The sequence below is a fragment of the Saccharothrix violaceirubra genome, assembly GCF_014203755.1.
Classification (GTDB): domain Bacteria; phylum Actinomycetota; class Actinomycetes; order Mycobacteriales; family Pseudonocardiaceae; genus Actinosynnema; species Actinosynnema violaceirubrum.
The window spans coordinates 2,903,735-2,923,453 of sequence record NZ_JACHJS010000001.1 but is presented as its reverse complement, the minus strand read 5'-3'; the positions used below and the strand labels follow the sequence as shown (position 1 = coordinate 2,923,453).

Annotated in this window: 15 protein-coding genes; 3 read left to right on the top strand and 12 right to left on the bottom strand. The window is 71.1% G+C overall.

Translation table 11 applies throughout. The features are described from left to right. Window positions 1-15: 15 nt before the first annotated feature. The 4 genes from F4559_RS13935 to F4559_RS13920 form a co-directional block, all read right to left on the bottom strand. A complete protein-coding gene (locus F4559_RS13935) occupies window positions 16-786 on the bottom strand; it encodes an AAA family ATPase (protein ID WP_184669001.1) in 771 nt (256 codons plus the stop codon). A gap of 10 nt (window positions 787-796) precedes the next feature. Continuing rightward, on the bottom strand, window positions 797-1,297 hold the full coding sequence (locus F4559_RS13930) for a hypothetical protein (protein ID WP_184668999.1): 501 nt from the start codon (window positions 1,295-1,297) through the stop codon (window positions 797-799). Then, entirely contained in the window at window positions 1,294-2,289 is a 996-nt protein-coding gene (locus F4559_RS13925) for an AvrD family protein (protein ID WP_184668997.1), read from the bottom strand. The genes F4559_RS13930 and F4559_RS13925 overlap by 4 nt, the downstream gene beginning before the upstream one ends. Before the next feature lie 639 nt (window positions 2,290-2,928). Next, window positions 2,929-3,369 (bottom strand): hypothetical protein, encoded by a 441-nt coding sequence (locus F4559_RS13920; RefSeq protein WP_184668995.1) that lies wholly within the window; start codon window positions 3,367-3,369, stop codon window positions 2,929-2,931. A gap of 190 nt (window positions 3,370-3,559) precedes the next feature. Here F4559_RS13920 and F4559_RS13915 point away from each other — a divergent pair, with 190 nt between their 5' ends. Then, window positions 3,560-6,373, top strand: coding sequence for an AfsR/SARP family transcriptional regulator (locus F4559_RS13915; RefSeq protein WP_184668993.1), 2,814 nt, complete (start codon window positions 3,560-3,562; stop codon window positions 6,371-6,373). Window positions 6,374-6,734: 361 nt separating this feature from the next. Here F4559_RS13915 and F4559_RS13910 read toward each other — a convergent pair whose 3' ends face one another. Further along, window positions 6,735-7,304 carry a TetR/AcrR family transcriptional regulator gene (locus F4559_RS13910; protein WP_184668991.1) on the bottom strand — a complete coding sequence of 190 codons (570 nt, stop codon included), beginning with the start codon at window positions 7,302-7,304 and terminating at the stop codon, window positions 6,735-6,737. Between the two features lie 128 nt (window positions 7,305-7,432). Between F4559_RS13910 and F4559_RS13905 the strand changes: the two genes are divergently transcribed. Continuing rightward, on the top strand, window positions 7,433-8,122 hold the full coding sequence (locus F4559_RS13905; RefSeq protein ID WP_184668989.1) for a type 1 glutamine amidotransferase domain-containing protein: 690 nt from the start codon (window positions 7,433-7,435) through the stop codon (window positions 8,120-8,122). A gap of 174 nt (window positions 8,123-8,296) precedes the next feature. Here F4559_RS13905 and F4559_RS13900 read toward each other — a convergent pair whose 3' ends face one another. Then, window positions 8,297-8,767 carry a hypothetical protein gene (locus tag F4559_RS13900; protein ID WP_184668987.1) on the bottom strand — a complete coding sequence of 157 codons (471 nt, stop codon included), beginning with the start codon at window positions 8,765-8,767 and terminating at the stop codon, window positions 8,297-8,299. A 341-nt stretch (window positions 8,768-9,108) separates the two neighbouring features. On the opposite strand from F4559_RS13900, the gene F4559_RS13895 reads away from it, so the two are divergent. After that, window positions 9,109-10,332: an alpha/beta hydrolase family protein gene (locus F4559_RS13895; RefSeq protein ID WP_312865632.1), complete on the top strand. Its 1,224-nt coding sequence runs from the start codon at window positions 9,109-9,111 to the stop codon at window positions 10,330-10,332. 124 nt (window positions 10,333-10,456) lie between these two features. Here F4559_RS13895 and F4559_RS13890 read toward each other — a convergent pair whose 3' ends face one another. From F4559_RS13890 to F4559_RS13865, 6 genes are all read right to left on the bottom strand, one after another. Next, a complete protein-coding gene (locus tag F4559_RS13890) occupies window positions 10,457-10,990 on the bottom strand; it encodes a DM13 domain-containing protein (protein WP_184668983.1) in 534 nt (177 codons plus the stop codon). A gap of 126 nt (window positions 10,991-11,116) precedes the next feature. After that, window positions 11,117-14,443: a S8 family peptidase gene (locus tag F4559_RS13885; protein ID WP_184668981.1), complete on the bottom strand. Its 3,327-nt coding sequence runs from the start codon at window positions 14,441-14,443 to the stop codon at window positions 11,117-11,119. Window positions 14,444-14,679: 236 nt separating this feature from the next. After that, window positions 14,680-15,069 carry a hypothetical protein gene (locus F4559_RS13880; protein ID WP_184668979.1) on the bottom strand — a complete coding sequence of 130 codons (390 nt, stop codon included), beginning with the start codon at window positions 15,067-15,069 and terminating at the stop codon, window positions 14,680-14,682. Window positions 15,070-15,756: 687 nt separating this feature from the next. Next, window positions 15,757-17,415 (bottom strand): helix-turn-helix domain-containing protein, encoded by a 1,659-nt coding sequence (locus F4559_RS13875; RefSeq protein WP_184668977.1) that lies wholly within the window; start codon window positions 17,413-17,415, stop codon window positions 15,757-15,759. A gap of 327 nt (window positions 17,416-17,742) precedes the next feature. Next, window positions 17,743-18,075: a hypothetical protein gene (locus F4559_RS13870; RefSeq protein ID WP_184668975.1), complete on the bottom strand. Its 333-nt coding sequence runs from the start codon at window positions 18,073-18,075 to the stop codon at window positions 17,743-17,745. A 619-nt stretch (window positions 18,076-18,694) separates the two neighbouring features. Beyond that, complete coding sequence (locus tag F4559_RS13865; protein WP_184668974.1) at window positions 18,695-19,648, bottom strand: helix-turn-helix domain-containing protein; 954 nt, start codon at window positions 19,646-19,648, stop codon at window positions 18,695-18,697. Window positions 19,649-19,719: the final 71 nt, after the last annotated feature.

Sequence of the window (19,719 nt, the reverse complement as noted above, 5' to 3'; positions counted from 1 at the left end):
TCCCCCTCCGAACGCTCAGTAGCGCAATGCGTAGGCGACGCGGGTGCGCAACGACTTCCGCCGACGTGCCTCGTGGAAGCGGTCGTCGTCGTGCAGCACGTCGATCGCCGCCTTCACCCGCGACCGCGCGATCCCGATGGCCTCGTCCAGCGGCATCACCAGACGCAGGTCGAAAAGGGCGACGATCTTCTCCAGCCGCTCGGCGACCGACCCGCCGACCACGTGGTACGGCAGGCCCATCTCCTCCAGGGACGCCAGCAGCAGGTCGTCCGACAACCGGCGGAACTTCTCCGAGACCGGCCGGTGCCCGTCGGACTCCATGTCGAACTCGACCGGCAGGTGCACGTAGGCGTCGTAGAGCCGCTTCGCCCGATCCTTGGTCAGTTGGCCGTAGACGTCCATGTACTGCTGGTAGAACCGGCGCACGGGCGCACCCACGACGGTCTTGACCAGCCGCAGGGGCAACGACGCGCCCGGGTTGATGCCGACCCGCATGCGCGCCTCGCCGTAGACCCACTCGTGCACGACGGACCCGTCGGAGATGAACGACCCGTCGACCGACTCGTTCTGCACCCGTTCCTCGAACCGCCGCAGGCCGAGCTTGACCAGCTCCATCGCCGACAGTTCCTGGACCTGCTTGCCCGGCACGATGTCCATGAGGATCTCGCGGGAGGTCTTGGCGTGCGTGCGCGGAATGCCGGTGGCCACGGACAGCGCTTCGGTGGTCGTGCTCTTGCCGGTCGAGTAGGTGCCCGAAATGGCCAGGCGCAAGGGTTTCTGCTGCATCGCGTGATCCCTAGGAGAAGAGGTGGGTCGCCGCGGCGACCAGGGCTTCGGTGGGGTTGGGCACCCGGCGTGACCAGCGGGCGAACCGCACGTGCGGCACGTCCGGATCGGGCGCGTCGACCACGAGCGGCGGCACCAGCACGTCCGGCCGGCTCGGGCGTCCGCACCGCAGGAACCGCCGGCCGCGCTCGGCCAGGTCGGGCGGCAGCCAGCCCAGGAACGGGATGCGCAGCTCGCCCACGTCCCCCGCGAACTCGGCCAGTGCCGCCAACTCCGGTGGCGCGTCCGCGATCTCCTCCGCCAGCAGCGGGATCGCCGTCGGCTCGTCCAGCACGACCAGCAGCGGCGAACCGCGGCGGATCCGGTCGCACACGTCGGCCTGCTGCGCGGGCGTCGGCCACAGCCCGGTCGGCCGCCACCGCGCGGAACCGGTGCGGCACCACGTCAACCGCGCCGGGCCTTCCACCACGATCAGGAAGTCGTCGTGCGCCACCGCGACCGTCGGGGTCACAGCGTCACCAGCCGCGCGACGGGCAGGCGGTGCGCGAGCCGGTATGCGTAGTGCATGCCCTGGAACTCGGCGGACCAGTCCGTCGTGCGCCACCGGCCGCCGTCGAAGTCCAGGAGGCGGTTGCGGGTGATCGAGGTGGTGGTGCCGAACTCCCCGCCGAGCGGCCGGTGCGGCGAGGTCGTCGAGACGTCCACCTGCCGCATCCACAACGTGTTGCTGTCGCCGCGCTCGATGTCGTCGAGCCGGTAGAGCAGTGATTGCGCGAGCTGGGCGAGCACGACCATCCCGTCCACAATGGACACGGACGGCTGGTGGTCGCCGCCGAACCCGTCCGGGAAGTCGTGGTCGCCGGTGATCCGCACGAGAGCGGACGCCTCGGCGGCATCGGGGTCGAGCTCGACGTCGACCACCTCCTGCCGACGTGCCCGGAACCCGTCGCCGAAGTAGCGCCGTGCCGGATCGCCCAGGAAGTCGTCGGGCAACACCTCACGCCCGGCGCCCGGCAGGGATTCGCCCGGGTCGTGCACGATCTCGATCCGGGTGCGCAGGCCGCCGAGCCGGCACTCGAGCGTCGACACCGCGCCGCCGTGGCCCACCGCGGTCCCCCGGTACGCGGCCGAGATCCCGAAGTCCGCCAACTGCTCCTGCGGCTTCACCCCGGCCTTGACGCTGAACGCGCGCAACCACATCGTCCGGCGCGCTTCGGCACCCAGGCCGAAAGCCCTTGTCAGATAGGCCTCGCCGAGCAGCACGCTCAACACCGCCGCGTCGATCGTGCTCAGGTGCGGGGTGAGCGAGCGGGACGTGGACTTGGTGGACCAGTCGGCCGGGTAGTGCAACGCGGCGCGCGCCGTGACGGACTCGCGGTCGTGGTCGACCACCAGGTCGCCGACCCGGTGGGACACCCTCGTGAAGCCGGAACCGAAGAACCTGCCGGCACTCGGACCCAGGTGGTCGTCGATCGTCGCGAATCTGAGTTTTCGGACATTCATCTCGTTCCCCCTGATAGGCGTCGTCGGCGCGCACGCCGAACCGGAGCGAGAACGCTCCGAAGCTCCTACGGGAAGTGCGATCGGGCAGGCCCCCATGACCGCCGCTGCGATCGACAGTAGATCGAGATAGATCTAGCTGCAACTATTTCAACTGGATGGACATGTGGTCCAGTTCACACACGGCGGTCGTCACGCCGGGTAGTCCGATCCGCATGGAAACACCGACGTCACCGTGCCGGATCGCGCGCACATCCCATGCGCACAACAGTTTCACCCTCCACATTCCCCCTGACGGGCACTGGACAGGCGGGCACACCGCGTTACGGTGTCGACCGGCATCGCGGGGGACGCGCCGAGGACGACCGGCTGCCGCCAAGGACAAAACGGTCGGACCACCGATAACGATCGGCCGCCTCGGATCACGCGACCGGACCGGAGCCGCGCGGAATCGGAAATGTCGACGGAATTCGCCGCCAGGCCACCTCGACCGACCCTCCGATGTGGACGGAGGATCCCGGCACGGTGGTCCAGGCGCTCATGGCGACGGCGCTCTCGCGTGCGGTCCGCGCCCCGACGACCGCAGGGGTGTGGCCCCGCCGCCGGGCGGGGCCACACCGAATCACCTTCTCCTTCAGGGGATCACCCGCAGAAGTACGTGCCCGACCACTTGCCGGTGCCGGGGTCCTTGTGGCACCAGCTCCGGTTGTCCCGACCCTTGTGCTCGACGACTCGCGCCTTTCCCTCCCACCGGGCGTCCTTCATGTCGTACGCCCACCCGTGCATCGACTTCCAGCCGCCGCTGCCCGGCCACGCGTGCCAGACCTCGCGGTTCGTGCCCACGACGAACGTCTCGTAGCGGCGGTTCCCCCAGTCGACGTCCAGGACCCTGGTCCCGCAGAGTGCGTACCCGCGGTAGCCGTAGCGGTCGACGGGGCAGTCCGCCGCGGCGGACGTCGAAGCACCCCCGGACGTGGACCGCGACACCGCGGCGGACGGCTCCGCCGAGGCGGGTGAGGTCACTGTGACCGCCGCGCACGCGACGGCGGCAACGGTCGCGCCGATGGTTCCGAAGAACGACATCGCCATTGTCTTCCCCCTTCTGCCGGTATCTTCCGTGGTCCGGCGGCAGCGGGAACCTGTTCGTCCCCGCAGCCCCCGTGCGGACCATGGTGCGCGCCCGACCGTGGGCAAAACGTTGCGACATCGTTGAGTCCGGTGGTCGCCACGACTACACAGGTGCGGCAGGCACGTCGGTGGCCGGGGAGCCGGGATGGTCGTGGAGTTGCGCGTACTGGGCAGCGTCGAGGCATGGGTGGACGGACTCGCGGTCGACCTCGGCCCGGCCCGGCTGCGCTGCCTGCTGACGGCGTTGGTGGTCGAACCCGATCAGCCGGTCACGGCGGACCGGTTGGTGGAGCGGGTGTGGGCCGACCGGGCTCCGCGAGGGGCGCGGGACACGTTGCGGACCTACCTCACGCGCCTGCGCCGGGCGCTCGCCGTGACCGACGAGGTGCGGATCGGACGCCGCGCGGGCGGGTACGTGCTCACGCTCGATCCCGCGGCCGTGGACCTGCACCGCTTTCGGCGACTCACAGCCGAGGCTCGGACCACCGACGACGGGCAGGCCGCCGCGGACCTGTTCGGCCGGGCACTGGCGCTGTGGCGGGGCGAGGCGTTCGCCGGGTTGGACGGTCACTGGATCAGCGCCGTGCGCACCGAGTTGGAGGCCGAGCGGGTCGAGGCCGAACTGGACCGCACCGACCTCCTGCTCCGGCACGGCCGCCACCACGAACCGTTGCCGGGACTGGTGACCCGGGCGGCCGAACGACCGCTGGACGAGCGGTTGGCCGGACAGTTGATGCTCGCTCTCTACCGCTGCGGACGCCAGGCGGAGGCCCTGGACGGTTACCAGCGCATCCGTTCCCGGCTCGCCGACGAACTCGGCGCCGATCCCGGGCCACGACTCCGCCGACTGCACCAGCGGATCCTGACCGCCGACCCCACGCTGACCACCACGCTCGACACACCGTCCGACACCGCGGCGGCCAAGTCCGCGACCGCGCCGCCGACGCCGCCGCGGCAGCTTCCCGCACCGCCGCGGATGTTCACCGGCCGCTCCCGTGAACTGGGCGTCCTCGGCGCGGGGCCGGAGGCCGACCTGATGATCGCCACGATCAGCGGGACCGGAGGGGTCGGCAAGACGTGGCTCGCGCTCCACTGGGCGCACCGGCACCTCGACCGCTTCCCCGACGGGCAGCTGTACGTCAACCTGCGCGGCTTCGATCCCGGCGCGCGGCCGGTCGCCCCGGCGGTGGCGATCCGGGGCTTCCTCGACGCGCTCGGCGTCGCCGCCGGTGCGATCCCCTCGGACCCCGACGCCCAAGCCGCGCTCTACCGCACCCTGGTCGCCGGGAAACGGGTGCTGGTCGTGTTGGACAACGCCGCCGGTGCCGGACAGGTCGCCCCGCTGCTGCCCGGAGGCCCGCCCTGCGCCGTGCTGATCACCAGCCGGAACCGACTCACGAGCCTCGTCGCCACGCATGGCGCCCTGCCGGTGCCGCTGACCATGTTCAGCCACGACGAAGCGCACGAACTGCTCGTCGGTCATCTCGGAGCGGACCGACTGGCGGGCGAACCCGAGGCGGCGGAGGACCTGCTGCGGTACTGCGCGGGACTGCCGCTCGCGCTCGGCATCGTCACCGCTCGCGTGGCCACCGACCCGGGCATGCCGCTCGCCGTACCGGCCGGGGAACTCCGCGATCTCTCGACCAGGTTGGACGCGTTGGACACCGGTGACGAACTGAACGCGCGTGCGGTGTTCTCGTGGTCCTACCGCACCCTCGGCCCGGCCACGGCGAAGCTGTTCCGGCTGATGAGCCGGCACCCCGGTCCCGAGATGGGCGGCTCCGCCGTCGCGAGTCTCGCGGGCACGCCGGCCGGCACGGTCCGCCCGCTGCTCGCCGAACTCGTCCGGGCCCACCTGCTCACCGAGTCGAGGCACGGCCGGTTCGCGTTCCACGACCTGCTGCGCGCATACGCGATCGAACTCGCGGACCGCCACGACACCGAGGCCGACCTGCGCCGCGCGGTCCACCGGCTGCTCGACCACTACCTGCACACCGCGCACACCGCCGACCGGCTCCTGGAGCCGCTCCGGGACCCGCTCGTCCTGGCCGCCGCGGTACCGGGCGCGGTGCTGGACCGGATCACGGACCACCGCCGGGCGCTGGACTGGTTCCGGACCGAACTGCCGGCGCTGGTCGGTGCCGTCGGACTGGCCGCGGGGCACCGGCTGGACGAGCACGCCTGGCAGCTGCCGTGGACACTGGTCACCTTCCTGGACCGCAGCGGCCTGTGGACCGACTACGTCGCCACCCAGCGGACCGCCCTCGACGCGGCACGCCGACGCGACGACCGGGACGGGCAGGCCAGGGCACACCGACTGCTCGGCAATGCCCTGGGGCGGATCGGCCGCGACGACGACGCCCGGAAGCACTTCGGGGAAGCGCTCGACCTGTACGACGACACCGGTGACCGAGTCGGTCTGGCACGCACACACCGGGCGATCTGCTGGCTACTGGGTCAACGCGGCCGGTTCACCGAGGCCCTCCACCATGCGACGTGCGCGCTGGAGCTGTTCCAGGCGGCCGGGCACCGCAGCGGTGAGGCCCGCGCGGTGAACGCGGTGGGGTGGTACCACTCGTTGCTCGGCGACCACGCGAGCGCCCTGCGACTGTGCGAAAGCGCACTCGCCCTGCACCGGGAGCTGGGCAGCACCGACGGCGAGGCGTCCACTTTGGACAGCATCGGCCACGCCCACCACCACCTCGGCGATCACGTCCGGGCCATGGCCTGTTTCGAGCAGGCGCTCTCGCTCTACGACGAGCTGGGCGACCGCAACGGGAAGATCGAATCGCTCTGCCACCTCGGTGAGACCCGACAGGCCGTCGGCGACCTCGACGCGGCGGCCCGGGCCTGGCGGCAGGCGCTGTCCATCATGGAGGAGGTCGGACATCCCGACGCCGACCGGATACGTGCGGTGCTCGCCCGGACATCGGGACAAGCACCGGTCGACGACCCTTGATGCCGCGAAGTCGACGCGCCGTCACGACCGTTTCCGGCCACGGCGGCACCCGGGCCCTGCTCCCCGGTCTCCGGGTCGAGCACGCTCGTGCCCACGTAGGCCAGGGTCCCCCGACCGGCCCGGTAGGTGTCACCGGGCGCGGGCGTCCCCGACTTCGAGGTCTTGGTCCGCACGGTGGACGGCGAGGCGGAACGGGCACCGGCCGCTCCTCTCCCGTGAGAGCGGGGGTGCCGCCGGATTGTGGCACGACGAGTGGCCGGGACCCGAACGTTCCGGCGCATCGCGCGGGACCCTCCGAATCGGAATCCATGCGCCGTCCCAAGGAATTTCCGCCCGGCCTCCGATCCGACGTCGGACCGGGTCACGGCACGAGCGCGGCGATCATGGCGTCGGCGACGTGGTCGAAGGCGGCGACGTCGCCGTGCGCCCTGGCGATGAGGACGGCGCCTTCCAACGCGGCGAGCAGTGCCGCGGCGTGTTCCTCGGAGGTCCGCCGCGGACGCAGGGCTCCGGAGCGGCGACCGGCCTCGACGAGGGCGGTCAGCCACGTCCGGTTGACGTCGAAGAACTCCGCGACGCCCGCGGCGACCGCGGGTGGCACAGCCGCGATCTCGGCCGCGATCACCCCGCACAGGCACGCCTCGCCGTCGGACAGCCCGTCGCGGAAGAGGGCGGCGTACCGCTCCAGCGCGTCCACCGGGCCGGTGGCCTGCCGGTCGATGTCGGACAGCCGGGCCCGGAACCGTTCGGTGTAGCCGGCCACGAGCGCGACACCGAGCTGTTCTTTGGTCGCGAAGTGGTGGTGGACGCTGGCTTTGCGGATGCCGACGGCCTCGGCGAGGTCGGCATAGCTGAACGCGGCGTAGCCCTTGGTGCGGACCAGTCGCGTCGCGTGGTCCAGCAGAGCGCCCTGCGTGTCGACACGACCCATGAGCCCCAGCCTACCTGTCGACAGGTAGGCGTGACGCCGGTCTCAACCCGATTGACGGACCCGGCCGGAGCCGGTCAGGCTGACCCTGCCCTACCTACTAGTAGGCAGGCCAACCGAAGGAGCAGTTCATGTCCCGACCACGGATCCTCGTCACCATGTCCTCGCACGCCGACCTCGGCGTCAGCGGGAAGAAGACCGGCACCTGGTTCGAAGAGGTCGCCACTCCCTACTACGTGTTCACCGAAGCGGGGTTCGAGGTCGTCTTCGCCTCGCCCCTGGGCGGTGAGGCGCCGATCGACCACCTCAGCCTGCAGGCGCCGTTCACCACCGCGAACACCGACCGCTTCCTCGACGACCCGGCCGGGATGCGGGCCGTGCGCCACACCAACGTCCTGGCCGACGTCGACCACCGCGACTTCGACGCGCTGTTCTTCCCCGGCGGCTACGGCCTGCTGTGGGACCTGGCCGCCGATTCGCGGGTGATCCGCATGGTCGAACACGCCCTGGCCACCGGGACGCCGGTCGCGATGGTGTGCCACGCGCCCGGCATCCTGCGCGACGTGAAGTCCCCCGACGGCACCCCCTACGTGGCCGGGCGCACCGTCACCGGCTTCTCCAACACCGAGGACGACGAACTCGACCTGTCCCGCCACCTGCTGTTCTCGCTCGAGGACGACCTCGTCCTGCGAGGCGCGGACTTCACCAGGTCGACGGCGAACTGGCAGCCGCACGTCGTCGAGGACGGCCCGCTGCTCACCGGCCAGAACCCGGCGAGCGCCCCGGTGATCGCCAAGGCGCTCGTCGACCACCTCGCCTGACCACCGCGGCGGCCGGCGAGCACGACCGGCCGCCGCCCGATCCCCCGACCCGGACCATGCCGCGAACCCGGCACCGCCCAGCCGGCGTGGCAGCAGGAACATCCGATCCTGTGCACTCTTTTCGGCACATTCACCGGTGTTCTTCCACCGCCCCACCGGCAAACCCCGTGCCGCCTACTGCCCCCTGGCCACCAGGACCAGGACGTCGGTGCCCTTGGCCCGGTAGGCGGACGCGGACCAGGTCGCGGTGGTGAAGGCGTCGTCGAGGGATCGACCGGTGAGGTAGGGGCCGCCGGGAAGGCGGTCCCGCAGACCTTCGACGACAGCGGGCGGAGTGGTGTCTTCCCGCGTTCCCCTGTCGATCTCCGCGAGCGTGGCCTCGGGCAGGGTGACGACGGCGTCGATCCAGTAGGTGGACGGACCGGGGACCCGGTCGTCACCGAGAGTGCCGGACATCCATTCCGCCTTCACCGCCGCGGCGAGAAGAGGAAAGCGGGCGGTGAGCGGGTCGAGATCCGTGCGGAGTTCGCCGGTACCCGACTTGACGGGCGAGGCAGGGCGTCCCCGCTCCGGCCGGGTCGTGCCACAGGCGGTCGCGATCAGCAGCAGAAGGGCCACGGCGAAGTGGCGGGTGGTTCGGGTCACCGGGCGCGGTTCCTTTCCGGTTCTCCAGGGCCGTCCGGCAGCGGGCCGCGGTCGGTTCCGACGTGTCCCGGGGCCGTCGTCGCCACCCTATTCCCCGACCGGCTCGCGGTACCGGACCGGAGGATCGGACGCGAACGACAGCGCGTGGCCGTAGCCCTCGCCGACTGGCCCCTGACCGTCCGCGGGACGACTCAGGGCCCGACTCGGGGTTCGACGAGACCAAGGTGGTAGGCGCCATCATGCTTTCGCGACTCGGAACTGGTTCCACGGCTGGACGCGTCCGACCCGGTTGCCTTGCCACGATGACGCGGAACCACCCGACGACCGAGGGGAACCCCGGAGTGTCCACTCCCTACAGACGAACGGCGGCACTGGTGGCCGGAGTCGTGACGACCGCACTGCTCGCCGTTCCCGCTCAAGCCGCCCCACCCGTCCGCGTCACGTTGCCCGGCACCAGCGGGCACCACCTGATCGGCACGACCGATCTGCACCTGGTCGACGGCGACCGCGCCGACCCGTGGCACCCGGCCGACCGGCGCGAGGTCATGGTCACCGTGACCTACCCGGCACAGCGCGGTGGTGAGCGGGCGCCGTGGCTGTCGCCCGGTGCCGCCCGCGTGCAGGAGGCCGACGTGGCAGACGCCGTCACCGGCCCGGTCGACTGGGCCGGGACGCGGCGGCAGGCGCGCACGAACGCACCGGTCGAGCGCGGTCGGTGGCCGGTCGTGCTGTTCTCGCCCGGTTTCGGAATGGCCAGGGAGGTGAACGCCACGATCACGGACGACCTGGCGAGTCACGGCTACGTGGTCGTCTCGATGTCGCACACGCACGAGTCGCGGTGGGTGGAGTTCCCGGGCGGACGGATGGTGGAGGGCACCGTCGCCGGCGATGCGGGGACGTTCGGCACCGCACTCGACGTCCGCGTCGCCGACACCCGGTTCACCCTGGACGAGCTGACCCGGCTCGCCCGGGGCGCCAACCCGGACGCCGAGCGGGACCCGTTGCCACGCGGGCTGTCCGGAGCGCTGGACCTGACCTCGGTCGGGGTGCTCGGGCACTCCTACGGCGGGTTCACCGCGGCCGAGACGATGTACCGGGACAGGCGTTTCGACGCGGGCGTGAACCTCGACGGCGGCATCGCGATCGGTGGCGACGGCGAGCCCGGTGACGCCGCGAAGCACGGCTTGGACCGACCGTTCATGCTCGTGGGCGCCGACTCGACGGACCCGGCCACCGGGCAGCGGTCCGCGCACACCCACCTCGACCCGAGCGACCCGTCGTGGGCGCTGTTCTGGGCCAACCAGCGCGGGTGGAAGCGGGACCTGCACTTCAGCGGCGCCGCGCACCTCGGCTTCACCGACTACCAGGTGGCGATTCCCCGATTGGCCCGGGTACTCAAGCCCGGTGTGGCCGAGTCGGTGATCGGCACCATCGACCCGGCCAAGTCCGCCGCCGCGCAGCACGAGTACCTGTCCGCGTTCTTCGACCTGCACCTCAAGCACCGCGACCGGGGCCTGTTCGACCGGGACGACCCGCGGTACCCGGCGACGCGGTTCGTGCGCTGAGCCCACCCGCGGTGCCGACGGTCCGCCCGGACGACCTCGTCCGGGCGGACCGTCGGCTGCCCACCGGACACCAGGGCCGTGCCCACCGGAAACGAATCAGGGCGGCGATGGTGGCGGACCCGGTTCAGAGGGCCAGCGGGGCGGAACCGAAGGCGACGTTGAACCGGTCGCACCAGACCACGACGCTGTGCAGGCCGGTGAGGTCGGCGTCCGCGGGGATGGTGTAGTTCTGGTTGCCGTCGGTGGCCTTCATCGGGCCCAGTGGCAGGTAGCGGCCGTCGTCGTACTTGCCCCAGTCGCCACCCGCGGTCGCGTCGGACAGCCAGATGTGCACGTCGGGACCGTCGGAAGTGGAGAATCCCTCCAGACGCAGGATGCGCGTGTCCCCGTTGCGCAGCACGCTGGCGGTGCCGTGCGTCTCGTGTTCCTGGGTGACGAACTCACCCGTGGCCAGCACGGCCGGGGCGGCCGTGGGTATCGATGCGCCGGTCACGGGTCCGGTGGTCGTGGTGACGGCGAAATCGGTGGGCAGGGCCTCGTCCACCTCGCTGCGCGTCCACACCCGCCACGGTTGGAACGCCCACAACCCGACGATCACGGCCACCACCACGAATCCGAGCACCACCCAGGTCACCCTCTTGCGCGACAGGCCACGCATCGTTCCCTCCCGGTCAGCGAGTCGACCACCGATCCCGGTTCGCCGGTCGACCCTGCCCGGTCGACAGCAGGGAACGGCGACACCGGGGAAAAGCGGTGCGGGACCATGGTCCCGCACCGCGATCCCCTACGGCCCGCTCACCCCGTACGCCCTGATCACAGTCTGGTCGATGCCGTTGCCCGCCGTGTCCGCCGCGACGACGCGCAACGACACCGCCCCCGACGACGGGTGGCGAAGCCGGGCCACGTAGTCGCCGTCGCCGAGGTCGAGCAACGACATCGGCTCCCACGTCGAGCCGTCGTCCGACGACGCCCAGCCCTGGACCGTCGCCACCGGCGCACCGTGCACGCCGGGCACGTGGCCCACGTGCAGCGGGAACCCGAATGCCCCACCCGGAGCGCGGTTGTGGTCGTCGAGCGCCGGCCGGTAGTCGAGCCGCATCAACGGCACCCGATCGGTGGTCCCGTCCGCCGGACGGCCGGACGGGATGGTCCACTCGGTGCGGATGCGTGTCGAGTACGGCGCCCACGGTGCCGACTGCTCACTCGTGTAGAGCAGCCGGTAGACGGCGGGGTCGGGCAGAACGGTCATGGGCCAGCCGCGGTGCGGGGGTACCGGCCCCTCGTCCAGCAGTTCGCCGTTCGCCCACAGCCCGGTGCGGTGCGCCTCGCCCGAGTCGGGGAGCAGCCGCCGGTGTCCGCCCGAGTCCACCAGCGGGGACACGTTGAACGTGAACGTGTCGCCGGTGCGCTCGGACGGGGTCATCGACGGGGTCGTGCCCGGCAGCGCCGGACGACCCAGCGCCTCCTCCCGAATCACCTCCCCGGGTTTGTAGGCCGTGAACGGGCCCAGGAATTCCTCCGCACCGGACCTCGTCGGCTGGACGGCGTGCTGCCACTGGGTGTCGTCGGCCGACACGAAGTACGTCCGGTGCGACGGCCGGGGAACGGTACGCGGATGCTCCCCGAAGTCGGCCTCGTACGGACGCCTGGGCATCCGGATGTCGGAGCCCGCCTCGCCTTCGACGTCGGCCCTGTAGAACGTGTCCACGATCGCGGTGTTGGAGCGATCGATGGTGTACGCCAACGACGACGGCACGCGTTGCTTCTCCGGCAGCAGCAGGTCGTACTCGTAGGACGGGGGTGCTCCTCCTTCGTCCGACGGTGCCATCAGGTCCCACCTGCTCAGGAACTCGAACTCGCCGTCCGTGACGGTCTCCGTGGGTGCCGCGTAGGCCCGGACCCGGTACGGCGCCACCTGGTGGAAGCTCATCTCCCGACCGCCCGCGGCCCGGTGGACGCCCAACGTCGCCGCCACCGTCACGGCGGGCAGCTCCGTGTCCACCACGATCTCGTTCGCCGTCCGGCCGTCGAGGGTGAGCGCGGTGTCGCCGGACACCTCGAACCGCGGGTCGCCGACGAACGTCACCTCCTCGAACCTCCGGCCGGGGCCGGCCTCGGTCTTGATCAGGAACCCGGCCGCGATGTAGGTGCCGGGCGGCAGCCGGAACGTCACCGTCGACTTGTCGGCGGACACCGACCGCACGGCGGTACCGCTGCCGGGACTCCACAGCACCACCTGACTGACCTCGTCCAGCTCGCCGTCGCGAGGAACGGCGGTGACGGTCACGTCGTACACCTCGGGTTCGACGTACACCCCTACGGAAGTGTGCACGGTGACGTCACCGGCGGTCCCGACCAGGTAGCCCTCGTAACGACCCGCCGGGCCGGCGGTCGGGTCGACCGACACGGCCACCGAGGCGGTACCCCCGGCCGGCACGGTGACCTGCGGGCTGCCGAGGGTGAACATTCCCGCGGGCGGCGCCGTACCGTCCTCTTTGGACACGTCCAGGGACAGGCGTGACGCCACCTCGGACGTGGTCGTGTTGGTGTAGGTCACGTTCCTGGTCACCGGCGTCGGATGCGGCCACCGGAGGTAGCCCAGGTCCAGCGTTCCCGGGACCGCGTGCACCCGTTGGGCGAACGCCCGTGCGACGTCGAGCCGACCGCCGCCCTGGTCGTGCACACCCACCCCGGTGGCCGTGCGCGCGGTGGAGATCAGCGCGCCCTTGAGTTCGCTGTTGGTGTACGTCGGGTGCTGTTGCGCCAGGATCGCCGCCGCGCCGGCCACGTGCGGGGTGGCCATCGAAGTGCCGGACAGCTGCTGGTAACGCTCGTCCACCACGGGACCGCCCCGAGTACCCTCCGCACGGGCCGCGACGATGTCCACGCCGGGTGCGACCAGATCCGGTTTGATCGCGTGGTCGCCGAGACGCGGGCCACGGCTGGAGAAGTCGGCCACCGCGTCCTCGCGGTCCACCGCGCCCACGGTGAGCGCCTCGTCCGCCCATCCCGGACTGGTGATGGTGCTCGTGCCCCGTTCGCCCTGGTTGCCCGCGGCCACCACGACCAAGGTGCCACTGGTCCGGCTGACCGCGTCCACCGCCATCGTCAGGGGGTCCGGCCCCCGCGCCGGGTCCAGGGAACCGAGGCTCATGTTGACCACGTCCGCGCCCTGGGCGGCGGCCCACTCCAACGCCTCGATCACCGCGGCGTCGGAACCGAGTCCTCTCGCGTTGAGGGCCTTGGCGTTCAACAGCTTCGCGCCGGGTGCGACACCCTTGCGCACCACCGCGGACGCCTCACCGGTGCCCGCGACGGTCGACGCCACGTGCGTGCCGTGCCCGTTGCGGTCCGCGGCGTCCGGGTCGGTGGAGAAGTTCGCCGCCGCCACGACCTTCCCGTCGTCGAGGTCCGGGTGCGCGGTGTCGATGCCGGAGTCGACGACCGCGACCTTGACGCCCGTCCCGTCGAAACCGCCCGCCCACGCCGACAGCGCGCCCACCTGCGGCACGCTCCGGTCCAGGACGGCCTGGAACCTGCGGCTGAGCCACACCTTCCGCACCGCGGCCGTCGCCGCCACCGAGGGCCAGAACGCGGCGGCCCGGTCACGTGGCTGCCACACCGCCCGCGCGTTGATGCTCTCCAACACGAACCGCTCGGTCACGCCCGGCGGCAGCGCCGTCGACTGGACCCCCGCCGCGTCGGGGTCGTACTGCACGATCAACGGCAACAGCGGGCTGCCGACGTCGTCGTACCCGGCGGCGACCAGTCCGGTCAGGTCGAACAGCGCCGCGTCCAGCCGGTCCGCGTCGATCAACGCCGCCGCGTCGCCGGGGACCAGGTGGAACCGCCCGTCGACCGTGCGCGTCGTGTACCCGACGTGCTCACGTCCCGGTGCGGCCGTGAACACCGCGTTGTGCTGTCCGTCGTCCGAGCTGTACAGGTCGACCCGGTCCCCGGTGACCAACGTGATCGTGTGCCGCTCCCCCGACGGCTGTGAAACGTCCGCCTCAGCCGGTCGGGCCGTCGCCTCCGGCGCCACCAGCGCACTCGCGACGACCACGGCCGCGACGAACGTGCCTGTTCCGCGGGGCCTTCTTTCCCTGTTCATCCGACAACACCATCCCCCATTGTCCGGTGTGGCGGGCGGTCGAGCCGAGCATTCAGGAGTCCGGCTCAGGGCTGATCCCGAAGACGGCGGACTCCCCCGGCCGGATGGTCGACCAGCCCGTGAACGGAGGGAATCCGACCATGACTCACAACCCCCGTCCACGACCGGCCGACCACCGCGGCACCTTCGGTCACCGGACCTTCCCCAACGGGCAACCGACGGATGACGAATCCCCGTTACAAGCAGAGGAAGGACGGCACCCGCGCCTGCCCGACGATGGTCGCCCGGACGCCGTTGTGGACCCGGATCCACGTCCCGTTCTTCCTGCCGTAGGTGCGGACGAGAAGATTGGGCGGCGACATGACGTACGAGTAGCACCAGCCGGAGTCGACGCGGAACCCGTCCCAGTCCTCCAGCAGCGGGGTCGACTTCCCGGGGGCGAGCCACTCCTGACGACCTTTGCACGGCTCCTTGCAATTCCATTTCTCGACGGCAAGGACTCGGAAGGCGGACAGGTTCGTCGTGGCCGAGCAGATGACTCCGGCGGTGCAGCGGTCGTCGGCGTGCGCGGGCACGGCCGTTGTCGCCTGGAGCAGCGGTACCGACACCCCGAGCACGCATGCCATGGCGGCGACACGCCGCCGAATGGTTTTCAGTAACAGTTTCACAAGCCGACCTTTCGTTCGAGAGACCTGAGCCACATCAGTCTCCGGCGGACTCCGCGGGCCCGACAAGACCGGCCGGCGAACCGGGGACGGATGGGACGCCATAGACACTCTGAGCTGCGACGACGCGCCACTCGGGGACGACTGCCCAGTCCGTTTCACACTCCGCGACAGCACGACGAGAATGACTCAAGGTCGTTTCGCGGCAGGGAGTACGACCCGCACGGAACGGCGAAGATCCAGGGACACCAACCCATCGGTCGGGCAGCGGCGGAGTTTCGCCGACGCGGGTGACGACCTCTCGGATGAAGTCGCGTTCGTCGTGCCCGGGTGCACCATCGGCAGGACCATCATCATGGCCGAAAGGAATGCGGCGGTCTTCAGGAGGTTTTTCATCGATGCTCCTCAGGATTCGCGCCACAGGGTCGGAAGGCGAACCTGCGCCCTACAACCGTGTATCGGCGGACGAACCCGTGCATCGGCTGAGACGTCCCCTGCCGTCACCGGGACGGCACCATGGCGATGACCTGGGTCCCCTGTCGACGACGGGACTTCCGGGACAGGCGTCGTGACAGCCGCACGGCACCGACTTCCGGCGACCGGATCGGGCACGGGAACGGCCGGTCGGCTGCCGTCACCGGACAGCGCTCAACCGCTCACCGCCGCTTTCGCGGCGATCAGCACGGGCTCCTCCGTGACGGTGACGGTGTCGCCGGGCCGCACCGCTTTGACGTTCCCGTCGAGGTAGTGGATCGCCTCCGCGTTCCTGTCCGCGACGACCGCCGCGGTGCCCTTGTCGGTCCACCTGATCGTCGCTTCGTAGGTCCGGCCGGGTTCCCGGACCGTGAACTCGCATTGGAAGACGTTCTCCGGCAACCGCGCGGCGCTGCCGTGGCCACAAGAACGGCTGTACGCGTGGCGGAGCCAGTGCTGTAGCCGCTCGACGGCGAGCGCGGCGTCGGTCGGTACCCCGCCGACCGGCTGCAGCACGAGCGGGATGTTCGTGCCGCCCCAGTTGTAGAAGTACATGCGCTCCAGGTTGCTCTTCCGGGCGTAGATCCCCACCAGGAAGAACCGCACGGCGTGGTTCCGGGCGGTGGTCTCGTCGAGCCGGGGCTGCGACACGACCGAGTACGTGGTCCCGGTGTTCCACACCTTGGGGTGCGTCCCGACCTCGTGCATGACGCGGTCGATCGAGGCGGTGAGTTCCAGCATCGTCTCCGGCGGGTCCGACGCCTGGCGCTGGAACAGTTTGACGCTCGCGACGTCGCAGTGGTCGTATCCCCCCAGCTCGGCGAACCGCCGGTAGAAGGACACGCCCTCGGCCGTCCACAACTGCCCCATTCCGGGGCACACGACCGTCGCCTTCGGGTCGCCCGACCGGATCACGGCGCCGGCGCGACGGACCATCTCGACGAGGGTCTCCACGCTGCCCACGTAGAACCTCGGGTCGTTGGCCAGCACCCACAGTTCGTACGCTTCGATCCGGCCCCGGTAGCGATCCACCACGGTGCGGACGAACAACTCCCAGTCGGCCTGGTCGACCGGCGGCGCGGGAGTACCGTCCGAATACGGACCGGCCGAAGCGTCGGGATTGGCCCACCTCGGCGTGCTGCCGAACACGAACAGCGGCGGCATGCCCGCCTTCTCCGCACCGTCCACCAGCCGATCCGACGCGGACCAGTCGAACTCGCCTCGCCGGCGCTGGATCTCCGACCACCGCGTCCCGCTGTCCCAGAACCGGACGGCACCGACGCGGAACGAGGGCATCGCCCCGGTGCCGCTGTTGATCGTGACGCCGAACAACCTGTCCGACACCGGCGCCGCCGGCAGCGTCCACGCCGGGCCGGAGGCCCGCTGCTGCTGCGCCAGGTTGTCGGTGATGTCGGCCGGGCTGCCGGGAGAGCTGGCGACCAGGAACGCCGCCGCTGTCGCGGCCACCACGCCCATCACGAGCCGGCGCCGGAACCGGTCGAACCGGGGCGGACGGGAGGGCGCCGCGGCGGAGTGCTCGACAGGGCTGGGGAGGGAAACCGTTTCCCCGTCGGCGAAATCGTCCGACGGTGCCGTGGCACGCAGCCACAGGCGGTGCAGCCGGACCATTTCGCCCCGGCCGGCACCGCACGTCGAGGCGATCCGCTCGACGGTGGCGAACTCGCGCGGCACGCTCGATCCCGTGCAGTACCGGTGCACCGCCGACTTGCTCAGGTGGATCTTCCGCCCGATGCCGTCGTAGCTGAGACCGCTGGCCACCTTGAGCCGCTCGAGGTGGTTCCCGAGCTCTCGGACGTGCGTGCCGTCGGTCATGACCATCCCCCCGAATCGCCACTCGTCCCGGCGCACGCCACAATGCGCAACGGCCAAGCCGACAGCTGTCACCGTCCCCGCGCCGCACCGGATCGTGTGCCGTTCGGTGGGTGCGCCCGATCCGACGCGTCGGTCTCAGCAGGAACGTCCCACGGCAACCACCGGTTCAGCGGAGTGCGGTCGTCACCCGGTCGGACGAGAGTCGACGAGCCCTCCGGACCTCGTACTGCCACTTGTCCCGTGAGGTGGGCTCGCTCCACCGGCGCGTCCGGGTTCGCGGTGTGCGGCGCACGGGCCGGCCCGACCGTGACGCGTTCGGCAGTCGTCTCAGAACGCTCCCGACTGCGTGAGCACCAACGTCAGGATGAACACCAGGTAGACCGCCAACGCCGACCGCGCGAGCACACGACGAGTCCGCTTCGCGCGGTCGGACGCGAAGAGGGCACAGGCGACGGCAAGCAGGAGCCAACAGGCCGGGTGCCCGTACTCGAGGATCGCACCGACAAGTCCCGCCGTCGTCCCACCCTCGGCCGGGACGACCACCAGGTACACGACCGCGACACCCGCCGCGACCGCACCGCCGACCGACCCGACCGGCACCCGGTGCTCGACGACGAAGTCCTTGGTCGACCACGGCCGGCTCTGCCTCCCGGTATCCACGACCGCGACGGTACCTCGAACGCGGTTCCGCCCCGGATCACGGGACGGCGGGCGTGCCGTCGAAACCGTGCGGCAGCCACACGATCAACAGGAAGACCAGGACGACCGCGACGAGCTGGACGATCTTCGTCAGCACCCGGACCATCAGCCGTCCCCGGCGACCGAACTCCTCATCCGCGCGGTCGCCCCGCTGCCGGACATGAGGATCCCCGTGGCGCTCCTGATCCCGTATGCGCAGCCACCCTTCACTTTCCTGCTCGTGGTACGAGCACAGGTTGCCCCACCGCCCGCAGTCCGGACACGACATCGGCGATCCTCGGCGATCCGCTTACGGCACCCCACCTCGCAGTGCCGCCCTGATGCCGTATCGCCGTCCGGCGGAAGGCGATCAGCGCTGTGCAGACGACCGTGACGACACCGTGATACGGATGCCGCCTTCGGTGGACTGGTGGTCGTCGGCCGACGCGGGCGTGGCGCCGAGGAATGCCGCGCCGGTGGTGGCAACGACGTATTTCCACACGTGCGGCAACGTAGTGGTCGCACGCAGGCCATTCAGTCGCGCCCACCGGATCGGGCGGCACATCCGGCCTGATCGAGGCAGCTCGCACAGCGCCGAGGATCAGTCGGAAGAGCCGGTGGGGTCACGGCGCCACTCGCTCGGGTTCCGGCCGTAGCGCGCGTGGAACCTGCGGGCGAAGTGGGTCGCGTTCCGAAATCCCCAGCGGTGGGCGGTCGTGGCGATCGTGTCGTCGGTGGTGGCCAGGTCGTCACGGGCGCGGGCCAGGCGTTCCTCGATGATCCACTGTTCCAGGCTGAACCCCGCCCCGGAACAGAGCTTGTACAGGTGGCGCACGGAGATGTGGTGGGCGGCGGCGATGGTGGCCGGTGTCAGGTCGGCGTCCCCCAGGTGGCGGCGGACGTGGGCCCGGACGCGGGTCAGGAGGGTGTCGGCCAGGGCGGCTCTGGTGTGCGCGTCGGAGTGACCGGCGGACAGCAGCAGCGCCCTGGTCAGTTCGACGTTCGCGGCACCCAGGGCCGCCGCGCCGGGACCGGCGGCCAGGTCGTCGGCGTTCGCCACCAGGTGGGCGACGTGCTCGGTGACCAGGCGGTGCAGCGGGCTCCGGGTCAGGTCGGTCACGGCGCGGCGGACCAGGTCGACCGGGAGGGCCAGGTGGTCCAGGGGCACCTGGACGCAGCCCGCGCCGCCCGGACCGGACCACGAGAAGTCGTACGGTGCGGACAGGTCGACGGCCATCAGTTCACCCGGCGCGACGACGCGGCGGTGGCCGAACTGCTCGTGCCTGGCATGCGCCCGTTGCTGGACGGACAGGGCGACGACCGGCATCACGTCCTGGCGGGCCTGTTTCGTGGTGCGCAACAACCGGACCCCGGTGGCGTGGGTGGTGAAGATGTTGCCGCCGCCCAGGTCCCACAGGCCGATGCGGGCGCGCACGTCGCCGTCCGGGTCCTCGTGGATCACCTGGCACGGCGCGGACGCCTGGGCCATGGCGGTCCGGAACGCCTCGACCCGGTCACGGGACGGCAACTCCGCGGTGTCGAGGATGTAGGCCATCGCTCCCCTGCCTCCGGGCGTTCCCATGCCGGCGGCCAGTGTGCACAGTGGGCAGCGGACCGTGCACACGA